The 19,563-nt window shown below is 67.9% G+C and carries 20 protein-coding genes; 8 read left to right on the plus strand and 12 right to left on the minus strand.

All coding sequences use genetic code 11. The features are described from left to right. Positions 1-82 precede the first annotated feature (82 nt). Positions 83-1,504: a cytochrome-c peroxidase gene (locus BT264_RS05155; RefSeq protein WP_072436752.1), complete on the plus strand. Its 1,422-nt coding sequence runs from the start codon at positions 83-85 to the stop codon at positions 1,502-1,504. A gap of 24 nt (positions 1,505-1,528) precedes the next feature. On the opposite strand, the gene BT264_RS05160 is transcribed toward BT264_RS05155, so the two are convergent. The 5 genes from BT264_RS05160 to BT264_RS05180 form a co-directional block, all read right to left on the minus strand. Next, entirely contained in the window at positions 1,529-2,260 is a 732-nt protein-coding gene (locus BT264_RS05160) for a class I SAM-dependent methyltransferase (protein WP_072436751.1), read from the minus strand. Positions 2,261-2,338: 78 nt separating this feature from the next. Continuing rightward, positions 2,339-3,649, minus strand: coding sequence for an NAD(P)/FAD-dependent oxidoreductase (locus BT264_RS05165; RefSeq protein WP_072436750.1), 1,311 nt, complete (start codon positions 3,647-3,649; stop codon positions 2,339-2,341). Next, positions 3,646-4,401: an amino acid ABC transporter ATP-binding protein gene (locus BT264_RS05170; protein ID WP_072436749.1), complete on the minus strand. Its 756-nt coding sequence runs from the start codon at positions 4,399-4,401 to the stop codon at positions 3,646-3,648. Before BT264_RS05170 ends, BT264_RS05165 begins: the two co-directional genes overlap by 4 nt. Continuing rightward, positions 4,398-5,054 (minus strand): amino acid ABC transporter permease, encoded by a 657-nt coding sequence (locus tag BT264_RS05175; protein ID WP_072436748.1) that lies wholly within the window; start codon positions 5,052-5,054, stop codon positions 4,398-4,400. The genes BT264_RS05170 and BT264_RS05175 overlap by 4 nt, the downstream gene beginning before the upstream one ends. Positions 5,055-5,142: 88 nt before the next feature. After that, positions 5,143-5,919 (minus strand): ABC transporter substrate-binding protein, encoded by a 777-nt coding sequence (locus BT264_RS05180; RefSeq protein ID WP_072436747.1) that lies wholly within the window; start codon positions 5,917-5,919, stop codon positions 5,143-5,145. 159 nt (positions 5,920-6,078) lie between these two features. Between BT264_RS05180 and BT264_RS05185 the strand changes: the two genes are divergently transcribed. Then, entirely contained in the window at positions 6,079-6,870 is a 792-nt protein-coding gene (locus BT264_RS05185) for an IclR family transcriptional regulator (protein ID WP_034179587.1), read from the plus strand. Between the two features lie 66 nt (positions 6,871-6,936). On the opposite strand, the gene BT264_RS05190 is transcribed toward BT264_RS05185, so the two are convergent. The 3 genes from BT264_RS05190 to BT264_RS05200 form a co-directional block, all read right to left on the minus strand. After that, positions 6,937-7,155 carry a T6SS amidase immunity protein Tai4 family protein gene (locus BT264_RS05190; RefSeq protein ID WP_072436746.1) on the minus strand — a complete coding sequence of 73 codons (219 nt, stop codon included), beginning with the start codon at positions 7,153-7,155 and terminating at the stop codon, positions 6,937-6,939. A gap of 24 nt (positions 7,156-7,179) precedes the next feature. Next, complete coding sequence (locus tag BT264_RS05195; protein WP_072436745.1) at positions 7,180-8,514, minus strand: chloride channel protein; 1,335 nt, start codon at positions 8,512-8,514, stop codon at positions 7,180-7,182. A 247-nt stretch (positions 8,515-8,761) separates the two neighbouring features. Further along, complete coding sequence (locus BT264_RS05200; protein ID WP_072436744.1) at positions 8,762-9,223, minus strand: VOC family protein; 462 nt, start codon at positions 9,221-9,223, stop codon at positions 8,762-8,764. Positions 9,224-9,532: 309 nt separating this feature from the next. On the opposite strand from BT264_RS05200, the gene BT264_RS05205 reads away from it, so the two are divergent. Then, positions 9,533-10,675 carry a porin gene (locus BT264_RS05205; RefSeq protein WP_072436743.1) on the plus strand — a complete coding sequence of 381 codons (1,143 nt, stop codon included), beginning with the start codon at positions 9,533-9,535 and terminating at the stop codon, positions 10,673-10,675. A gap of 216 nt (positions 10,676-10,891) precedes the next feature. Beyond that, on the plus strand, positions 10,892-11,194 hold the full coding sequence (locus BT264_RS05210) for a DUF4148 domain-containing protein (RefSeq protein ID WP_072436742.1): 303 nt from the start codon (positions 10,892-10,894) through the stop codon (positions 11,192-11,194). A gap of 125 nt (positions 11,195-11,319) precedes the next feature. On the opposite strand, the gene BT264_RS05215 is transcribed toward BT264_RS05210, so the two are convergent. Then, positions 11,320-12,267 (minus strand): LysR family transcriptional regulator, encoded by a 948-nt coding sequence (locus BT264_RS05215; RefSeq protein WP_072436741.1) that lies wholly within the window; start codon positions 12,265-12,267, stop codon positions 11,320-11,322. 201 nt (positions 12,268-12,468) lie between these two features. Between BT264_RS05215 and BT264_RS05220 the strand changes: the two genes are divergently transcribed. Beyond that, the gene (locus BT264_RS05220) at positions 12,469-14,652 is read left to right on the plus strand and encodes an FUSC family protein (RefSeq protein WP_072436740.1); all 2,184 of its coding nucleotides are present in this window, start codon (positions 12,469-12,471) and stop codon (positions 14,650-14,652) included. A 136-nt stretch (positions 14,653-14,788) separates the two neighbouring features. After that, a complete protein-coding gene (locus tag BT264_RS05225; protein ID WP_034179600.1) occupies positions 14,789-15,001 on the plus strand; it encodes a hypothetical protein in 213 nt (70 codons plus the stop codon). 126 nt (positions 15,002-15,127) lie between these two features. Here the strand turns inward: BT264_RS05225 and BT264_RS05230 are convergent, their stop codons facing one another. Together BT264_RS05230 and BT264_RS05235 are read right to left on the minus strand one after the other, a co-directional pair. Next, positions 15,128-16,237, minus strand: a complete 1,110-nt coding sequence (locus BT264_RS05230; protein ID WP_072436739.1) for a DmpA family aminopeptidase — start codon at positions 16,235-16,237, stop codon at positions 15,128-15,130. Positions 16,238-16,301: 64 nt separating this feature from the next. After that, on the minus strand, positions 16,302-17,708 hold the full coding sequence (locus BT264_RS05235; RefSeq protein WP_072436738.1) for an APC family permease: 1,407 nt from the start codon (positions 17,706-17,708) through the stop codon (positions 16,302-16,304). Between the two features lie 124 nt (positions 17,709-17,832). Between BT264_RS05235 and BT264_RS05240 the strand changes: the two genes are divergently transcribed. Together BT264_RS05240 and BT264_RS05245 are read left to right on the plus strand one after the other, a co-directional pair. After that, a complete protein-coding gene (locus BT264_RS05240) occupies positions 17,833-18,633 on the plus strand; it encodes a helix-turn-helix transcriptional regulator (RefSeq protein WP_034179603.1) in 801 nt (266 codons plus the stop codon). A 138-nt stretch (positions 18,634-18,771) separates the two neighbouring features. Beyond that, positions 18,772-19,158: a hypothetical protein gene (locus BT264_RS05245; RefSeq protein WP_072436737.1), complete on the plus strand. Its 387-nt coding sequence runs from the start codon at positions 18,772-18,774 to the stop codon at positions 19,156-19,158. Between the two features lie 72 nt (positions 19,159-19,230). Here BT264_RS05245 and BT264_RS05250 read toward each other — a convergent pair whose 3' ends face one another. Continuing rightward, entirely contained in the window at positions 19,231-19,536 is a 306-nt protein-coding gene (locus BT264_RS05250; protein WP_072436923.1) for a panthothenate synthetase, read from the minus strand. Positions 19,537-19,563: the final 27 nt, after the last annotated feature.

Here is a 19,563-nt window from a genome sequence, read left to right on the forward strand (position 1 = left end):
TGACCGCAGGCCGGCGCATCACGCGCCGGCCGTTTCCATTTAACGCGCCGCTTCGCGCGGCGCCCGATTTCCGACCGACAGCATGACAGCTCGCCCCGCGTTCCCGTCTCCCGACGCCTCCGGCACCCCCGCGCCGCGCTCCCCTTCCCGCCTGCTGCGCCGCGCGGCGTTCGTGCTCGGCGCGGCCGTGCTCGGCTATGGCGCATTCGCGGTCGCGTTCCCCGCGCGGGTGCCCGCGGCGATCGGCACCGTCGTCGCCGACTGGACGGGCGCGAATCCGCATCCGGTCGTGCTGCAGCGGCCCGCCGCGCAGCCGCTGTCGGCGGTCGCGCAGCTCGGGCGGGCGCTGTTCGTCGATCCGTCGCTGTCCGCGTCGGGCAAGCAGTCGTGCGCGTCGTGCCACAGCCCCGATCATGCGTACGGCCCGCCGAACGCGCTCGACGTGCAGCCGGGCGGCCTCGCGATGACGCAGCACGGGTATCGCCCGCCGCCGTCGCTGATGTATCTGTACCGCCAGCCGAACTTCAGCATCGGCCCCGATGCCGGTGAAAACGACGCCGCGCCGAGTGTCGCGCAGCAGGCCGCGGCGGCGGCCGGCGTCGTCAAGGCGCAGAAGGTGGCCGGCACGTCGGCCGCGCCGCAGCTCGTGCCGCAGGGCGGGATGTTCTGGGACGGCCGCGCCGATACGCTGCAGCAGCAGGCGTTCGGCCCGCTGCTGAATCCGGTCGAGATGGCGAACGCGAGCATCGACGACGTCGCGCACAAGCTCGCGCAGTCGTCGCACCGCGCGCAGTTCGAGCAGCTGTTCGGGGTGCGTGTGTTCGACAGCCCGCAGCTCGCGGTGTCGGAAGCGATGTTCGCGATCGCGCGGTATCAGGTCGAGGATCCGTCGTTCCATCCGTACAACAGCAAGTACGATCGCTGGCTCGAGGGCCGTGCGCGCCTGTCGCAGGCCGAACTGCGCGGGCTGCGCCTGTTCAACGATCCGGACAAGGCGAATTGCGCAGGCTGCCACCTGTCGAAGCCCGGCAAGGACGGGCTGCCGCCGATGTTTACCGACTACCAGTACGAGGCGCTCGGCGCGCCGCGCAACAAGCAGCTTGCGCAGAACCGCAACGCGGCGTTCTACGATCTCGGCGTGTGCGGGCCGTTCCGTGACGACCTGAAGGACCAGACGCAGTATTGCGGGATGTTCCTCACGCCGACGCTGCGCAATTCGGCGACGCGCCAGGTGTTCTTCCACAACGGCGTGTTCCACACGCTCGACCAGGTGATGGCGTTCTACAACGAGCGCAGCATCTCGCCGCAGAAGTTTTATTCGCGCGGCACGGACGGCAAGGTCGACGAGTACGACGACATCCCGCCGAAGTATCGCGCGAACGTCGACGTGACCGATGCACCGTTCGATCGCAAGCCGGGCGACACGCCCGCGATGACGGCGCAGGATATCAAGGATATCGAAGCGTTTCTCGGCACGCTGAACGACGAGCCGGTGAAACATTGAGCGCCGGTTGACCGCCGCGCGGCGTCAGCGGCGCGCGCGGATGCAAAGGAAGGCCGGCGCCAACGACAGCTCCGCATGGAGTCGTTCGGACACAGCCTTCATCTCCGGCAGCGGCTTGGGTTCGACGAACCGGTCGAGCCGCCAGCCGCTGTCGGCTACCGCGTTCAGGATGTCGGCGAGCGGCCGCCGCCAGGCTTCGACATACGGCTTCGGTTCGCCGAAGCCCGACCAGTGAAAGCCGAACCGGGACGTGTCGAAATACGTGCCCTCGCCGCGCGTGCGTTCGTCCATCCAGTCGCGCATCGGATGCGCCATCGAGAACACGAGCGTCGCTCCCGGCCGCGCGACGCGCCGGAATTCGCGTAGCGGCGCTTCGAGGTCGCGCACGTAGTCGAACGCCAGCGAACACAGCACCTTGTCGAAGCGGCCGTCGGGCAGCCAGTCAAGCGGCACCGACAGATCGCCTTCCGTCACCTCGACCGCAAGACCCGCGCAACGCGTGCGGGCAAGCGCAACCATCTCCGGCGTCACGTCGAATGCGTGCACGGTCGCGCCGTGGCGCGCGAGGTGCTCGCTGCAGATGCCGGGCCCGCAGCCGGCGTCGAGCACCGTCAGGCCGTCGACGTCGCCGAGCAGCGCCATCGTCGCCGGACGCTCGTAGAGCGCGTTGTGCGCCTTGGTCGGCGCGATGTCCGCATAGCGTTGCGCGAAGCTCGCGTACGCGCGGCGGCCGGGGGAATCGATCGAGTCGGTCATGCGGCATCCGTCGGCGGAAACTGGGAGTGTCGATTCTGCCCGATCGGACGACGCATGGCGACCCGCGCCCGCGCCCCGTCAGGAAAGGCTGTCGAGCAGCCGATACCAGGCCACTCCGGCCGCGATGTAGAAGCGCTGCAACCCGTGAAACGGAATCGGCCGGATCGGCGTGGCCCGGAACGGCAGCGGCAGTTGCGCATCGCCCGACAGGTGCGCGGCCAGATGCTTGCCGAGCGTCGTCGCCATCGCGATACCGCGGCCGTTGTAGCCGAGCGCGATCGTCACGCCCGGCGCGGGCTCGTGCACGTGCGGCATGAAATCCGCGGTGATCGCGACGCGCCCCGCCCAGCGGTATTCGAACCGGACACCCTTCAGTTGCGGATACAGCAGCGTCGTCGCGCGCTCGAGATGGCGCCAGTCGCTCGTCGCGCGCGGCTCCGCGAACGGGCCGCGGCCGCCCATCAGCAGGCGGCCGGCCGAGTCGCGGCGGAAATACAGCAGCAGGCGCCGCGCGTCCGATGCGACCTCGCCGCCGGCGAGAATGTCGCGACCGAGATCCGGCGCGAGCGGCTGCGTCGCGACGATGAAACTGTTCGCGGCGATCACCGACTGGCGCAAGCCGGGCCACAGCCCGTCCGTGTAGCCGTTGGTCGCGATCACGACGCGATCCGCCGACAGCGTCGCACCGCCGGCCGTCGCGATCCGCCAACGGCCGTCGGCACGCGTCAGCCCGACGGCGCGCGTCAGCCCGTGCACGACCGCCCCGCTCGCCTGCGCAGCGCGCACGAGGCCGCGCGTATAGCTGAGCGGCTGCACGCTGCCTGCGCGGCGATCGATCCAGCCGCCCGCGTACGCGTGCGTGCCGAGCCGCCGCGCGACGTCGTCGCGGCCGAGTACTTCGACCGGCGCGCCGCGCGCGGCCCACTGCTGCGCGCGGCGCGCGACCGTATCGAGCATCGCGACAGTCGGCGCCGGCTGGATCCAGCCGTGGCGACGCGCATCGCAATCGATCGCGTGCCGCGCGATCAGGTCGAACACCGTGTCGGCCGCGCCGCCGACAACGCCGGCAAGCTGCTCGCCGGCCTCGTCGCCGAACCGGCGGATCAGTTCGTCGGGGTCGTATTTCAGCCCGGGGATCACTTGCCCGCCGTTGCGGCCCGACGCACCCCAGCCCGGCTGCGCGCCGTCGATCACGCGCACGTTGGCGCCGCGTTCGGCCAGGTGGAGCGCGGTCGACAGACCCGTGAAGCCGGCGCCGACGATCGCCACGTCGCACGACGCGGACGCATCGAGCGCGGGGGTGTCAGGCGCCGGCGCGGCTGTCGCCGCCCACAGCGAATCCGGCCACTGTGAGTCGGGCCATGCGGGTGCCGATTTCCTTTCGCTCATGGTCGATCCGGGTTGGCGGCGCCGTCCGACGCCAGCAGGCGACGCAGGAATTCCTGCGTGCGGGGATGCGTCGGCTGCGTGAGCACGTCGCGCGCGGGCCCGCTTTCGCAGATGGTGCCGTCGTGCAGGAAGCACACGCGATCGGCCACCTCTCGCGCGAACCCCATCTCGTGCGTGACGACCACCATGGTCATTCCGTCGCGCGCGAGCCCGCGCATCACGCCGAGCACTTCGCCGACGAGTTCGGGGTCGAGCGCCGACGTCGGCTCGTCGAACAGGATCGCCTGCGGCTCCATCGCCAGCGCGCGTGCGATCGCGACGCGCTGCTGCTGGCCGCCCGACAGCTCGGACGGGTATGCATTCATCCGATGCGCGAGCCCGACCTTGTCGAGCAGCGCGCGGGCCTGCTCGCGCGCCTGCGCGGCCGGCACCCGCCGTACATGCACGGGGCCTTCCATCACGTTCTCGAGCGCCGTGCGGTGCGAGAACAGGTTGAAGCGCTGGAACACCATGCCAACCCGCATCCGCAGTTCGTGGATACGCTTCGAATGCGCATCGACCTTCACGCCGTCGATCGTGATCGAGCCTTCGTCGTAGGTCTCGAAGCCGTTGATACAGCGCAGCACGGTCGATTTGCCCGAGCCGGACGGCCCGATCAGGCACACGACTTCGCCCTGCCGCACGTCGAGACTCACGCCCTTCAGCACGGCGTGCTGCTGGAAGCGCTTGTGTATCGAATCGATCCGGATCATGTGCCTCTCCTCAGCGCGAGCCGCTTGCCGAGCCGGTTCACGCCGAACATCAGCGGCAGGCCGAGCGCGAGATACAGCAGCGCGACGAGCGTATAGACGCTCATGTTCTGGAACGTCGACGACGCGATCAACTGGCCGGCCCGCGTGATCTCCGCGACCGTGATCGTCGACGCGACCGATGAATCCTTCAGCAGCATCACGAGCGTGTTGCCGTACGGCGGCAGCGCGATGCGGAACGCCTGCGGCAGCACCACGCGCCGCATGATCATCGGCCCGCGCATGCCGATCGCGTGCGCGGCCTCGATCTGGCCGCGGTCGATCGCCTCGATGCCGGCGCGGAAGTTTTCCGCCTGGTAGGCCGAGTACGCGATGCCGAGGCCGAGTACGCCGGCCTGGAACGCCGACAGCTGCACGCCGAGATCGGGCAGCACGAAGTACATGTAGAACAGCTGCACGATGATCGGCAGCCCGCGGATCACGTTGACGATCGTGCTGCCGGCCGTCGACACGGCGCGGTTGCGCGACACCTTCAGCAGCGCGAGGACCAGCCCGAGCACCGAGCTGAGCACGAACGCGCATGCCGTGATCTCGATCGTGACCACCGCCCCCTTCAACAGGATCGGCAGGAAATCGATCGCATTCTGAAAAAACATGAGGTCTCCTATGCGACAGCCGAGCGGGCCGCCGCAGCGGGTGCCCGCGAGATGCGGGCGATACCGGCGAGGAACCGGGGGCCGGCGCTCAGCTCATGTGCCACTTCTGCAGGATCTGCTGCAGCGTGCCGTCGCCCTTCATCTTGCGGATCGCGCCGTTGAGCTGCTCGAGCGTCGCGGTATCGCCCTTGCGCACGATGAAGCAGACCTGCCCCTTCACGACGCTCTGGTATTCGGGCACGAGCCGCACCTGGCGGTTGACGCCGTGCTCGATCTGGTACGCGACGATCGGCTGGTCGGCGAAGCCGGCCTTGATGCGCCCGAGCGCGACGTCGCGCATGATGTCGGCGATCGAATCGTAGGTCCGGACTTCCTTGAAGATGCCCTTCTTGTTGAGCGCATCGACGAACGCCGTGCCGACCTGTGCGCCGACCACCTGCCCCTTGAAATCGTCCATCGACGTATAGCGGCCCGGGTCGTCCGCCTTCACGATCACGCCTTCGCCGAACGAATAGACCGTGTCGGAGAAATCGACGACCTGCTGGCGCGCCGGCGTCTTCAGCATCGCGGCCGAGATGATGTCGATCTTCTGCGTGGTGAGCGACGGAATGAGCGCCGAGAACACGGTCTGCTGCACGTCGACGCGAAAACCGGCCGATTTCCCGGCCGCGGTGATCGCGTCGACCATCATTCCCTGGATCGAATTGCTCTTGACGTCGAGAAACGTGAACGGAACGCCGGTGGCCGTCGCGCCGACCTTCAGCGTCGGCTCGGCCGCGACGGCGCCCGCCGATGCCGCGGAGATTGCGATACAGGTGGCGAAACCGGCGGCCAGTGCGCCGAACTGCTTGATGAACGAAACCATGATGTCCCCTTCTCGAATAATCCGGTGCGCCGCCAGTCGCCGATCGACGTTGCGACGATGACCCGATCTTAAAACGAATCAAAAATATCGAAAATAGATTTTTGTGTATCGATATTCGATACGATATGATTCGATATCGAATCGACCAAGCCCCTGCTCATGGAAACTTTGCCCGATCAGTCGAACGACCTGCTGTTCAACCAGTCGCTGGAGAAAGGGCTGAACGTGCTGCGCGCGTTCAGCGCGAAGCGGCGCACGATGACGCTTGCGGAAGTGGCCGACGCGGCGGGGATGACGAAGAGCTCGGCACAGCGGATGGTCTATACGCTCGAGAAGCTCGGCTATATCCGCAAGCATCCGGTCACGCGGCGTTACCAGCTCACGCCGCACGTGATGCGGATCGGCTTCAACTACCTCGCGGCCGATACGCTGATCGACGTCGCGAATCCGTTCCTGTCCGAGCTCACGAACCTGACCGGCGAAACCACCAACCTCACCGAGCCGGACGAGGACGAGATGGTGTACGTCGCGCGTTTCGTGTCGACGAAGTTCGTGCCGATCCACATGCCGATCGGCAGCCGCATCCCGATGTACTGCACCGGCAGCGGCCGCGCGTTCCTGAGCGCGCTGCCGCCCGACGATGCGCGCGCGCGGCTCGACGGCATGGCGCGCACGCCGCACACGCCGCGCACGGTCACGGCGCTCGACGCACTCGTCGCGCTGCTCGACAGCGCGCGGCACGAAGGCTACGCCACCAATCAGGAAGAACTGTTCATCGGCGACATGTCGATCGCGGCGCCCGTGCTCGGCAGCCAGGGGCAGCCCGTCGCGGCCGTGCATGTGGTCGCGCCGACGAGCCGCTGGACGTTCGACGACGCGCGCCGCAAGCTCGCGCCGGCCGTGATCGACTGTGCGCGCGGCATCAGCAATTCGATCAGGACGCTTGAATAGCGCCGGCGATACGGTAAACAGCAGACGACACACCGCTGCATTGCGCAACGGTGCTTGATCACATCACTACAGCGGTTTCCGCGGGTTCCCCGTCCGATAGGTGCTGTTCGGGCGCAAGACGAGTTGCTTCGCCGCGGCGTCGAGCTCCTTGCCGTGATACAGGTCGACGCACTTCAGGAAGTCGAACTTCACATCCCCGACTTCCGATTCGACCACGGGATTCCGGTAATCGCGCGCGAGATACTTCGCCACCAGCGCGTCGAGCGTCAGCGACCGGCCGCCCAACGTCTCGCGCGCCTCGTTGCTGAGTTAGCGCGTCGCTGCCGAGTGTTCGCCCACCATCGCAATCGCCTTCGCCCGCCGCTCGGCCTGCCTTTGCGCAAACCGGTACGCAACAAGCGCCCCGGCCACCGCAAGCAGCATCGGCACGAGGCTGTCGTGATTCGCGCGCGTGAATTCGAGCAGCAGCACGACCGCCGTGATCGGCATCTGCATCGACGCGGCGAGAAACGCGGTCGCGCCGATCAGCGCATACCCGCCGATCGATGCGCCCGGCCAGACGAGACTCCACAGCCCGCCGAGCACGACGCCGAGCAGCGCGCCGTTCGCGAGGCCCGGTGTCAGCAGGCCACCCTCGGCGCCAGCCCGCAGGCTGCCCGCCTCGATCAGCACCTTCAGCACGAGCAGCGTCGCCGCGAGTCCGATCGTCAGCGTGCCGTCGAAGCCGAGCGACGCCGGCCCCTTGCCGTTGCCGAGCAGTTGCGGAAACCGCATCGCAAGCACGCCGATCACCGCGAAGTTGACCAGCGCGAGCACTGGCAGCCGCCCGTCTTTCGGCGCGTTCGCCCGCGCGCGGGTCGTGAGCCGCACGAAGCCGTACGCGGCGAAGCCGAACAGCGGCCCACAGACGATCGACCATGCGACGAGCGGCGCGCTCAGTACGAACGGCGGCACCGTGTACTGGTGTTCGTTGCCGAGGCCGATCCACGCGACGGCCGCCGCGATCGCCGACGTCACGACCGCGACGATCAGCGCACGCAGTTCGAACGTGCCGAGCAGCACTTCGAGCACGAAGATCGCGCCGCCGAGCGGCACGTTGTAGACGGCCGCGAGGCCCGCGCCCGCGCCGCACGCGACCATCAGCCGGCAGTCGCCGGGCGTGAGCCCCGCGCGATGCGCGAGCTGCCCGGCGAGCAGCGAACCGATCTCGCGCGGCGCGACTTCGCGGCCGAGCGGCGAACCGAGCGCGACGGTGACGATCTGCAGCAGCGCGTGGATCGTCGTGCTGACGAACGGCATCCGCGGATCGGCCGCACGCACCGCGCGGCGAATGCTGACGAGCGGCCGGCCGTACCGGTAAAGCGCCCACCAGCCGCCGCCGGCGACGATCCCACAGACGATCAGCACCGCAAGCCGGCGCAGCGGATCGGCACCGGTCACGCCGGTGAGGAAGCTCTCGGTGCCGATCACGTGCGCGATGCTGTAACCGTACGCAACGTGCTGGATCGCATGCAGCAGCAACGCGATCAGCATGCCGCCGAAGCCCGCGCCGACGCCGGTCAGGATCGTGACGACGGCCACGCGCGCGAACGGGCTGGCGGGCGGGGAAGCGGATGCGGGAGCGGACGGGAGATCGAGGCGCATGAGGTCGGCGAACGGGGATCGAAAGGACGGCGCGCAACACGCGCGCCGTCATCAGGACCGCATCGTAGGCTCGCGCGTCTCATGCGACAAACGTATTTTTCGAATCCACTCATGCATTTCATGAATATATAGCGCGAGCAACTTGCAACCGCGTTCCGCATCAACCCGGTCGATCCGGATAAGCGATGCGCTCCGGTTCACGCCGAATCTATGGATGAAAAGAATCGATGCGCGCACGCGCCGCGCATCAGGACCAGCCTTCGAACGTCAGGCCGGTTTCGGCGGCCGCCTGCTCGGGCGTCACGTCGCGCACGTGCTGGCCGAACGTCCATACGTGCTGTTCCGGATCGCGCGCGCGATAGGTGCGGTCGCCATAGAACTGGTCGGCCGGTTCCTGCAGGATTTCCGCGCCGGCCTGCCGCGCGTGTTCGCAATGCGCGTCGAGGCCGTCGGCAAGCTGCACGTGCACGCTTTGCGTGTTCCTGCCGCCGATCTCTTGAGGGCTCGCAACGAAATCGGCCCAGTGTCCGCCGATCATCACGACGCCGCCGCGATGCGTGAGCTCCGCATGCGTGACCTCGCCTTCGGGCGTACGGACGACGATGCCGCATGCGAAGCCGAACGCGTGCTGCAGCCATTCGAGCGCGACGCCCGGATCGCGGTAGTACACGGCGGCGCTGATCGGCGGATGGCGGTCGGGCTGGGGCATCGTGTGTCTCCGGTCGTGGGCACGAGCGGCTCATTCTCCGCGCGTCGGCCGTGCGGATCAACCGCCGTGCCGCGTCCCGCGCATGTTGCAACGGCGCGACAGCCAGGTCGCGCCGGGCGAATGCCGCGTGCAGGCCATCGCACAAAAACGGCCGGCCTCGGGTGCGCTCGGCGCGTCGTGTCAGTTTTGTGAAGGACTCTTGCCGGATCCGGAAAGGTGCGCTCGCCGCGCCGGCGGCCTTGCGCGCGCCGTGCATTCCTATACTTGCGCCGAACTTTCGTTTCCAGTCCCACACGCAGGAGCTTCACCATGAAAAAAACCCTCATCGCCGGCGCTTGCGCGGCCGCGCTGTTCGCCCCGCTCGCCCACGCGCAAAGCTCGGTCACGCTGTACGGCCTGATCGACGCCGGCATCGCCTATACCAACAACGCCGGCGGCGCATCGCTGTGGCGCCTGACCACCGGCACGATCAACGGCAGCCGCTTCGGCCTGCGCGGCACCGAGGATCTCGGCGGCGGCGTGAAGGCGCTGTTCGTGCTGGAGAACGGCTTCAACGCGAACAACGGCGCGCTCGGCCAGGACGGCAAGCTGTTCGGCCGCCACGCGTATGTCGGCCTGAGCGGTAACGGCTACGGCACGCTGACGCTCGGCCGCCAGTACGACACGATGGTCGACTTCGTCGCGCCGCTGTCCGCGACGGCCGGCGACTTCGGCGATGCGGGCTTCGCGCATCCGTTCGACAACGACAACCTGAACCACTCGCTGCGTATCAACAACGCGGTCAAGTACACGAGCGATACGGTCGCGGGCTTCAAGGTCGGCGCGATGTACGCGTTCTCCAACTCGACGAACTTCAGCGCGAACCGCGCGTACAGCGTCGCGGCGAGCTACACGAACGGCCCGTTGAAGCTGGCCGGCGCGTACCTGCAGATGAACGGCACGAAGGGCTCGACGAGCGCCAGCCCCGGCGCGACCGATTCTGCCGAAGCGAAGAGCGTGAACCAGGGCGGCTGGTCGATCGGCTCGGACCGCATGCGCTCGTACGGCGGCGGCGTCAGCTACGTGTTCGGCCCGGCGACCGTCGGCTTCGTCTATACACGCTCGCAGTACGACAACACGGGCTCGTTCGGCTCCAGCGGCCAGGTCGCGTTCAACAACTACGACGTGAACGTGCGTTATGCGGTGACGCCGGCGGTCAGCCTCGGTGCGGCTTACGTGTACACGGACGCCAGCGTGTCGAACCCGGACAGCAAGCACGGTACCGATCCGAAGTGGCACCAGGTCGACCTGCAGGCCGTGTACAAGCTGTCGCGCCGCACCGACCTGTATGCGGAAGCGATGTACCAGCATGCGTCGGGACGCGGCTACCAGGCGTTCATCAACGGTTCGGGCGGCGCGTCGAGCACGCCGAACCAGATCGTCGGCGCGATCGGCATGCGCACGCGGTTCTGACCGGTGTGACGCAACGTCGCCCGCCGGCAACGAACCCGCGTTCGCACGCGGGTTCGGTCGCTGCGGGCGACGCGCCCCAATGTTGTTCCATCTGGAAGGCTGCCTGCCTGGAATCGGGGTTTTTGCGCGCACAAGCGCTGCGTAGACTCGTATCGAAGGTCCGGAGCGCGCATCGCGCGTCGAACCGAACGTCTACCCCTCACCCAGGAGAACCTCGTGAAATCGCTCGTCGTTACCGCCGCCGCTGCCGTCCTGCTTGCCGCGCCGGCCCTGTCGTTCGCCCAGTCGGCGAAGTCGCCCGTCACGCGCGCGCAGGTGCTGCAGGAACTGGTCGATCTCGAGTCGGTCGGCTACAACCCCGCGCGCGGTGAAGCCGGCAACTATCCGGAAGACATCATGGCGGCACAGGAACGACTGCAGGCGAAGCGTCTCGCGCAACGGAAGGCTGCGCAGGCCGCATACGGCCCGGCCGGCGAGCCGGCAACCGAATCGGGCACGGCGGCGAAACCCGCGCTGTGACGATGTGATGAAGCGCGCCGCCCGCATGAATCGTGTGCTGCGGGCGGCGCGCATGTCGCGTTTGCATGAAGAAGCCTGATCACCGGCCCACGCAACGTATCGACCTCCCGCTGCGCGCCCGGCGCTCAGGCCGCCTGCGGTTCGCGGTCGATCGCGTTCAGCATCTCGACGTCGCGCGCGATCATCCCCGGCACCTGCGCGCGCAGCATCTCGACCCAGGTCCGCACCTTCGCGTCGACGAAGCGGCGCGACGGATACAGCGCATACACGTTCATCTTCTGCAGGATATGCGCGGGCAGCACGCGCACGAGCGTGCCGTCGCGCAGTGCGTCGATCGCCGAGTACAGCGGCAGCATGCCGACCCCGATGCCGTCGCGGATCGCGAGTGCGAGCGATTCGGCCGTATTGGTCTGCACCGGCCCGGCAACGTGGATCTGCTCGACGCCTTCGGGCCCTTCGAGCACCCATTCGTGCGTCGGGAACGCGGGCGTACACAGCGTCAGGCACGCATGTGCGGCGAGATCCTGCGGACGGGCCGGCACGCCGTGCCGTTTCACATAGTCGGGCGACGCGCACAGGATGCTGAACGTCGAGCCGAGCAGGTGCGACACCAGTTCCGAATCGGGCAGCGACGACGCGGTCACGACGGCCATGTCGCTCGTGCCGTCGAACAGGTCGGGCATGCGCTGCGACAGCGACAGTTCGATCGACACGCCCGGGAACTGCGCGTGATAGCGGGTCAGCGCGGGCAATACATAGTGATGACCGACACTCGCGAAGCTGTGCATGCGCAGCACGCCGGCCGGCCGTTCGTGCGCGCAGCTCGCCTCTTCTTCCGCGCGGTCGACGTCGGCGAGGATCTGGCGGCAGCGCCGCAGATAGCTTTCGCCGGCCGACGTCAGCGCGAGGCGGCGCGTCGAGCGATTCATCAGACGGGTGCGCAGGCGCGCCTCGAGCTCCGACACCGCGCGCGACATCGCGCCCGTCGTCGAATTCAGCGATTGTGCGGCGGCCGTGAAGCTGCCGGTCTCGACGACGCGCGAAAACACCCGCATGTTTTGTAGGGTATCCATTCCTGTGAGCAACCTGTAGCGGAGGCGCTATTTTCCTCCACTGAATGCGACAGATTGTTACTCCGGCTGCAACTATCGTTTCCCCATAGCTGCGTTAATGCGCGGGCGCCGCACTCCTACAATCGGCGCCTCACCAGTCGAACGGACCCGTTTCGACGGGCCGCGGCACTTCGCCGGGCCCCGCACGGGCCCCCTCTTTTCATGAAGCCACAACCTGCGATCGAGCGACCTTCCATCGAACCGGCACGATGGCGATCATGGCTCGATCCGCTCGGCGACGCGGCGCGCGACTGGGCCGTCAGCGACGGGCTGATCTGGCTGCACCTCGCGAAGACCGTGTTCGCGGCCCTCCTTGCGATGGGCATCGCGATGCGTCTCGAGATGTCGCAGCCGCGCACGGCGATGACGACCGTGTTCGTGCTGATGCAGCCGCTGTCGGGGATGGTGTTCGCGAAGAGTTTCTACCGCATGCTCGGCACGGCGGCCGGCCTCGTCGCCGCGCTCGCGCTCGGCGGGCTGTTCGCGCAGCAGCCCGAACTGTACATGGCCGGCATCACGCTGTGGATCGGCGGCTGCATCGCGCTGGCGGTACGCAACCGCCACTTCCGCTGGTACGGCTTCGTGCTCGCCGGCTACACGGCCGCGCTGATCGGCCTGCCGGCGGTGATGACGCCGCAGACGCTGTTCCAGTCCGCGCTCACGCGCGCCGCGGAAGTCGCGCTCGGCATCGCATGCTCGGGCGCGGTCAGCGCGTTGATCCTGCCGCTCAGTTCCGCGAAGGCGCTGATGCGCTCGCTGAACACGCGCCACACGACGTTCGCGGCGTTCACGGCCGGCGCGCTCGCGGGCGACGTCGCACGCGGCGATTTCGAACGGCGCTTCGCCGATTTCGTCGACGACATCGTCGGCTTCGAAGCGAACCGCGCATTCGCGTCGTTCGAGGATCCGCACATTCGCGCACGCAGCCGGCGGCTCGCACGGCTGAACAGCGAGTTCATGAACGCATGCACGCGGCTGCATGCGCTGCACCAGCTCGTCAAGCGCCTGCGCGCGAACGGCTCCGACGCGGTGCTCGACGCGCTCGCGCCGCACGTCGACGCGCTCGCGCAGCGGTTCGCCGCATTGCGCGACGAGCGGCAGCACGGCATCGCACCGGCCACCGGCGCGCTGCTCGAACTGCGCCGCTTCCATGGCGCGTTGCCGAAGGCCGCGCGCGCGTCGCGGCGGACCATCGAGGAACACGCGGCCGGCGGCCTGCTCGATTTCGATACCGCGATCGAGCTGCTGTACCGCTTCATCGGCGAGTATCTCGGCTACGCCGATACCTACGCATCGCTCGACCAGGACGATCACGCATTCGAGCGCTCCGTCACGCATTACGCGGTGAAGACCAATTCGTTCTTCGTCGGCTTCGCGTTCCTGCGCACGGTCATCGCCGTCGGTGCGATGAGCGCGTTCTGGATCGCGTCGGAGTGGCCGAGCGGCTCGCTCGCGGTGATCGCTACCGCGATCGCGTGCGCGCTCAGCTCGACGTCGCCGCGCGCACCGAAGTTCGTCGCGCAGATGGGCGTCGGCGCGGCGTTCGCGACTGCCGTCGGCTACCTGTTCCTGTGCTACGTGTATCCGAACATCGACGGCTTCCCGCTGCTGTGCGCAACGCTCGCGCCGGTGCTCGGCCTCGGCGCGTTTCTCGCGATGCGGCCGGGCCTGTCCGGTTACGGGATCGGCTTCGCGGTGTTCTTCTGCCTGCTCGCGGGCCCCGACAACGCAATCGCGTATACGCCCGAGGTGCTCATCAACAACGGGCTGGCCGTCGTCGTCGCGATGCTCGCGTGCTCGCTCGTGTTCGCGGTCGTGTTCCCCACCCACATGCCGTGGCTCACGGGCCGCATCGCGCACGATCTGCGCCGCCAGGTCACGCTTGCGTGCGAAGGCGCGCCGGACGGCCTCGCGCAGCGCTTCCAGTCGAGCACGCACGACCTGATGGCGCAGTTGCGCACGCTGCTCGTGCGACGCACGCGGCAGCATCGCGACGCGCTGCGCTGGATGCTGTCGACGCTCGAGGTCGGCCATGCGGTGATCGACCTGCGCGACGAACTGCACGCGTTCTGTGAAGCGAAACCGCCGCAGATGCTGCGCTGGACCGGTTCGATCGACGCGGTGCTGCACGAGCTGCCGCGCTTCTTCGACGATCCGACGCCCGGCCACCATGCGCGCACGCTGAAATCGGTGAATCTCGCGATCCGCGCCGCTCAGCACACGCTGCAAGCGTGGTACGCCGTGCCCGACGAGCGACGCCGCATGCAGCGGATCGTCGGCTGCCTGCACTTCATGCGCAGCGCGCTGCTCGACAAGGACGCGCCGTTCAACCGGCGCCGCCATTGAACATCGATGCGCGTGCAACGGGATCCTTGTTCCGAATGGAAATAAGCTCTACAGGCGCGGTGATTAATCTTTAAGCAGTGCGAGCCTATAGTTTCCTCACTGCCAGCGAGACTGGCACTCACCCAGGAGAAACAAAATGAAGCCGCTGCACCTCGCCCTCGTTGCCCTGTCGCTGACCGCTGCTGTCGCCCACGCACAGCCGGCGCCGGCCGACGCCGCACCGCAACAGGCGAATCGCACCGAAGCCGTCAAGGCCGCAGGCCGCGTCGATCGTTCGCAGTCGAAGCAGGAAGACCCGAACGCCTGTGTCGGCCCCGTCAGCTTCTGCAACATCTACTTCGGCAGCTGAGCATGACGCCGCGTCGTCACGGCCTGGCCCGCATCGCCCGCATCCAGTCCGCGGGCGGGCGGCGGACCGGCCGATCGCTGCACTGCCCCGCTCCACGCCGCTTCGATTGAAGCGGCGCATGCCGTTTCAGGCGCCGCGCCCCGGCCGCCACCCCACTTCGCGCAACGCATCCAGCAGGCGCGCCTGCCCGAGCCCTTCGACCCGCGCACCGCGCGATTCGACGTCGCCGCCCGCGACGAGCGCATTCACGATCGCTTCCTCCACCGCCTCGGCCGCCGCGACGAACAGCGCGGAAATATGGTCGTTGTTGACCATCTTCACGCCGGTGGTCGGCGCGCCCTTGCTGCCGTAGTTCGCGGCCGGCAGCCCGTCGTTGCCCGTTGCGAACGCAAGGAAGATGTCGCCGCTCGAATCCTCGGTGCCGCCGCCGACGCGTGCGAGCCCAACGCTCGCGCGCTGTGCGAGGCGCGTGCATTGATGCGGCAGCAGCGGCGCATCGGTCGCGATCGTCACGACGATCGAGCCCATGCCGGCCTCGCCTGTCGCGCCGGGTGCGCGGAACGGTGAATGCACGTGCCGCAGCACTTCGCCGACCGGATAACCGGCCACGCGCAGCATCTCGCGCACGCCGTAGTTCGCCTGCACGAGCGCGCCGACGGTCCAGCCGCCCGCATCGGCCGCGAGCACGCGCGACGCGGTGCCGATGCCGCCCTTGAACTCGTGGCAGATCATGCCCGTACCGCCGCCCACGCCGCCTTCGGCGACCGGCCCCGACTGCGCGGCGGCCAGCGCGCGCTGCACGTGCGCGGCGCTCACGTGCTGCCCCCAGATGTCGTTCAGCAGCCCGTCGTAGGTTTCCATCACGACCGGCATGCACCAGTACACGCGGCCGGCCGCCGCTTCCCGCTCGTTCGCGACGAGCGCGTCGCGCACCGCACCGACGCTGTGCGTGTTCGTATAGGCGATCGGCGTCGTCAGCAGGCCGGCCTCGCGGATCCATTCGAGCCCTGTCGCATCGCCGTTGCCGTTCAGCACGTGCACGCCCGCGAAACACGGCGAATCGTGCGCGGCGCCCGCGCGCGGCTCGATGACGGTGACGCCGGTGCGGATCGATGCGTCGCCGTTCTCGACGTTCAGCGTGCAATGTCCGACCCGCACGCCCGGAACGTCCGTGATCGCGTTGAAGCGGCCCGGCGTGCCGAGTCCGATGCGGATGCCGAGATCCCTCGTGCGCATGATGCAATTCCTCCAGTCTTTCAATGGTTCGGTGTTTCGGTGCTGCAACGTGACGATCCGGCGTTCAGAGCGCGCGGAATGCTTCGCTGTGGCGCGCCCAGACGACATACATCACGAGTGCGGCAACCAGCAGCCCCGCGATGATGATCAGGTCGGTCGGCTTCGTCGCCGTCGCCAGCGTCGTGTAGAGCGTGTACGCGGCACCCGCCACCGCGACGAGCGGCGTCACGGGCCACAGCGGCATCCGGTAGTGATGTTCGACGTCGCGGCGCACGAACCGGCTCGCGAGCGCGGCCAGCCCGACGACCAGGTAAATCAGCAGCAGCAGGTCGACCGTGAACGCGGTCAGCTCGTCGAGGCTCGACACGAACACGAGCCCCGCCGACGGCACCGCGAGCGCGATCGTCGCGAGCCACGGCGATTCCAGGCGCGGATGGATCGTCGAGAACGCACGGTTGCAGGTGCGCGACCAGAGCGCGTGCCGGCCGCTGCTGTACAACAGGCGGCCCATCGTGATCACGATCGCGATGATCGCGTTGAACACCGACAGGAAGATCCCGGCGCTGACCACGCGCGACACGGCCGGGTTGCTCAGCGAACGCACGACATAGCCGATCGGGTCGGCGCTTTTGGTGAGTTCCGTCAGCGACGGCGCACCGAGCACGATCGCGGTGAGCGGAACCAGTTCGACGACGAGGATCACGAGCAGCGAATAGATCACGGCCTTCGCGACGTTGCGGTTGCCGCCGCGCAAGTCTTCGGCGAGGTATGCGGCCGAACCGAATCCGTTGTAGCAGAAGATCGCCGTGCCGATCGCGGGCACGATGGCGGCGAGCGTGGCCGGCACGAGCGCGTTGCCGCTCGCGACGACCGGCGCGACCAGCACGTCGGCGCCGCGATGCATCGAGCCGAAACCGAGCCCCGCGATCAGCATCAGCACGCCGATCTCGACGACGAGAAACGCGCCGGTGATCCATGCATTCGTCTTGATGTTCAGCATGCCGAGCAGGTAGCTGAGCAGCACGATCGTCAGCGCGACCGACTGGTTGCCGAAGTGCGTGCCGAGCGCGTTGTTCAGGTACGGCGCGGCACCGCTCGCGAGCACGGCCGGGATGAACACGCTGACGGACAGCACCGTGATGAAGGTCAGGTAGCCGGGCAGCGTGCCGAACACGCGCTTGGCCATCACGTATTCGCCGCCCGCGCTGCGGTGCGCGGCGCTGAGCTCCGCATAGCAGAGCGCGAATGCGAGCGCGAGCACGCCGCCGAGCAGGAACGACAGCACGGCGCCGCTGCCGGCCTGCTGGATCGCGAACGGCGCGATCACGAAGATCGAGCTTGCGGGGGTCACGCCCGATACGGTGATCATCACCGCGTCGCGCACGCTGAGCGTCTGCGACAGCGCGCGCGGCGCGTCTTCCGTTGCAGGCGCCGCTTGCAGCGTGCCCGTCGATTCCGACATCATCGCCATCTCGTTCTCCTGTGCTGCACTTTTTTGAACGCCCATACTCGGGCCCGATTGATTGCGTGGCAGTCTAGGAAGCCAATTTCAGGACCGCTATTCCCCCTTCGTGTTACGCCCTTCCGGTGGTGGTATGGATCGTCTCTTTTCCGAAATCGCGATGCACCAGGCGCTTGGCCGCGCAATCGATCACCTCGGCCAGCCGCGCTTCTGGCGGTTCCTTGTGCTGCTGCTCAATGAAATGGCGCCGTTCGACAACGCGCTCGCGACCGCGATCGGCCGCGACGGCGTGCCGCTCGTGCTCGACGAATACGACACCGGCGGCACCGATACGGCGTCGCCGGTGCCGCTTTACCTGAACGGGTTATATCTGCTCGACCCGTTCCTGCAGGCCGCGCACGACGGGCTCGCCGACGGCTGCTACCGGCTCGAGGAAGTCGCGCCCGACCTGTTCCGGCAAAGCGAGTATTTCCTGAGCTACTTCCGCGATGCGGTCGGTGACGACGAGATTCAGATCCTCGTGCGGCCGAACGCCGACACGCTGCTGTCGCTGTCGCTCGGCGCGGCCGCGCGCTTCGACGTCGAGCCGCTCGGCAAGCTGACGGCCGCGATGCCGTGGGTGCTCGCGACGATCCGGCAGCACTGGCGGCTGGTGGGCGACGCCGCGCGCTCGACGCCCGACGCCGATCTCGGCGCGCGCGTCGAGCAGGCGCTCGCGCGCTTCGGCGCGGGCGTGCTGACCGATCGCGAGATGTCGATCGCGAGAATGGTGCTGCGCGGCAATTCGTCGAAAGCGATTGCCGAGCGGCTGGCGATCTCGCCGGAAACGGTGAAGGTGCATCGGCGGCATCTTTACGCGAAGCTCGGGATTTCGTCGCAGCCCGAGCTGTTTTCGCGGTTCATCCAGGCGCTGGGAGAAGATGCGGCGGGATGAGCGCATCGTGCAGCACGGATGGCAACGGGCGCGGAATCGTGCAATATCCGTGGAGCGCCGCAATCCGTGGTCATCCGGTGAAGCACACGCGGATGTTCCGTCGACAACGAAGTTGCCCGGAAACAGGAACCCCGATCCATGTCGCTCATTCCGCTCGTCGGACTCGGCTGGTTGCTTCTGTGTGCCATCAGCGCCACATCGATCGTGCTCGTGCCGCCGCTGCTGCTGGTCGCCTGCCTGATGGGGAAGGATGTCTGGTCGATCCTGACGCGCGGCCGGCTGCAGTTCGCGTTCCTGGCCTACCTCGGTTCCGCGCCGGTGCCGGCGGTCTTCACGTTCCTGCTGGAAGCCGGTGCCGCGGCCGGGAGTGCGGGCGGCGTTGCTCCCGACAGCCTGACCGTGTGGAACGAACGGTGTTTTTTCATGTTCCTGGGCGCGGCTGCGCTGAGCGGCCTGCTGTTGCTGCTGCGGCGGCCGAAAGACAGGCAAGCAGCAAACGTCGAGCCGTCACAGTCTGCGCAATAAGCGGCACGCGAACGCCGCGCCATGCCGCCCGCCCCGTTTTCGGGCAGGGGCACGGTCATGCGCAGCGTCCTGTTACCTCCACTTCGCGCCGAGTTGCGCGAGCCCGGCGTTCCGGAGATCGTCCGGCAGCATCACCACGCGAAACTCGCAGTCCGCATTCAACATCAGGAACCACGGCTCCGCGAGCGCCGGGACCTGCGACGGGTCATCCAGATTGACGATCACGACCGCCCCGCGCCCGCCGCTCTGCTCAGTGAAATACACGGCCTCCGGCCTGACCGCTTCGAGTATTCGCGAGATCACGTCGCCGACGCTGCCGTCGCGCACCAGCGTGTTGAACGGCTCGTGAGGGATTCGTATGTTGAGAAGCATGCGCATGACCATCCTCCTTGGGCTCCGCCCGGC

The organism is Burkholderia sp. NFPP32 (genome assembly GCF_900119325.1).
Taxonomy (GTDB): domain Bacteria; phylum Pseudomonadota; class Gammaproteobacteria; order Burkholderiales; family Burkholderiaceae; genus Burkholderia; species Burkholderia pyrrocinia_C.

Bases quoted from the DNA above. Each gene is read 5' to 3' on its own strand.
- BT264_RS05160 (WP_072436751.1), bottom strand. From the start codon at position 2,260: ATGACCGACTCGATCGATTCCCCCGGCCGCCGCGCGTACGCGAGCTTC.
- BT264_RS05205 (WP_072436743.1), top strand. From the start codon at position 9,533: ATGAAAAAAACCCTCATCGCCGGCGCTTGCGCGGCCGCGCTGTTCGCC.
- BT264_RS05180 (WP_072436747.1), bottom strand. From the start codon at position 5,919: ATGGTTTCGTTCATCAAGCAGTTCGGCGCACTGGCCGCCGGTTTCGCC.
- BT264_RS05225 (WP_034179600.1), top strand. From the start codon at position 14,789: ATGAAGCCGCTGCACCTCGCCCTCGTTGCCCTGTCGCTGACCGCTGCT.
- BT264_RS05250 (WP_072436923.1), bottom strand. From the start codon at position 19,536: ATGCGCATGCTTCTCAACATACGAATCCCTCACGAGCCGTTCAACACG.
- BT264_RS05175 (WP_072436748.1), bottom strand. From the start codon at position 5,054: ATGTTTTTTCAGAATGCGATCGATTTCCTGCCGATCCTGTTGAAGGGG.
- BT264_RS05220 (WP_072436740.1), top strand. From the start codon at position 12,469: ATGAAGCCACAACCTGCGATCGAGCGACCTTCCATCGAACCGGCACGA.
- BT264_RS05185 (WP_034179587.1), top strand. From the start codon at position 6,079: ATGGAAACTTTGCCCGATCAGTCGAACGACCTGCTGTTCAACCAGTCG.
- BT264_RS05230 (WP_072436739.1), bottom strand. From the start codon at position 16,237: ATGCGCACGAGGGATCTCGGCATCCGCATCGGACTCGGCACGCCGGGC.
- BT264_RS05155 (WP_072436752.1), top strand. From the start codon at position 83: ATGACAGCTCGCCCCGCGTTCCCGTCTCCCGACGCCTCCGGCACCCCC.
- BT264_RS05215 (WP_072436741.1), bottom strand. From the start codon at position 12,267: ATGGATACCCTACAAAACATGCGGGTGTTTTCGCGCGTCGTCGAGACC.
- BT264_RS05170 (WP_072436749.1), bottom strand. From the start codon at position 4,401: ATGATCCGGATCGATTCGATACACAAGCGCTTCCAGCAGCACGCCGTG.
- BT264_RS05240 (WP_034179603.1), top strand. From the start codon at position 17,833: ATGGATCGTCTCTTTTCCGAAATCGCGATGCACCAGGCGCTTGGCCGC.
- BT264_RS05200 (WP_072436744.1), bottom strand. From the start codon at position 9,223: ATGCCCCAGCCCGACCGCCATCCGCCGATCAGCGCCGCCGTGTACTAC.
- BT264_RS05245 (WP_072436737.1), top strand. From the start codon at position 18,772: ATGTCGCTCATTCCGCTCGTCGGACTCGGCTGGTTGCTTCTGTGTGCC.
- BT264_RS05195 (WP_072436745.1), bottom strand. From the start codon at position 8,514: ATGCGCCTCGATCTCCCGTCCGCTCCCGCATCCGCTTCCCCGCCCGCC.
- BT264_RS05165 (WP_072436750.1), bottom strand. From the start codon at position 3,649: ATGAGCGAAAGGAAATCGGCACCCGCATGGCCCGACTCACAGTGGCCG.
- BT264_RS05235 (WP_072436738.1), bottom strand. From the start codon at position 17,708: ATGGCGATGATGTCGGAATCGACGGGCACGCTGCAAGCGGCGCCTGCA.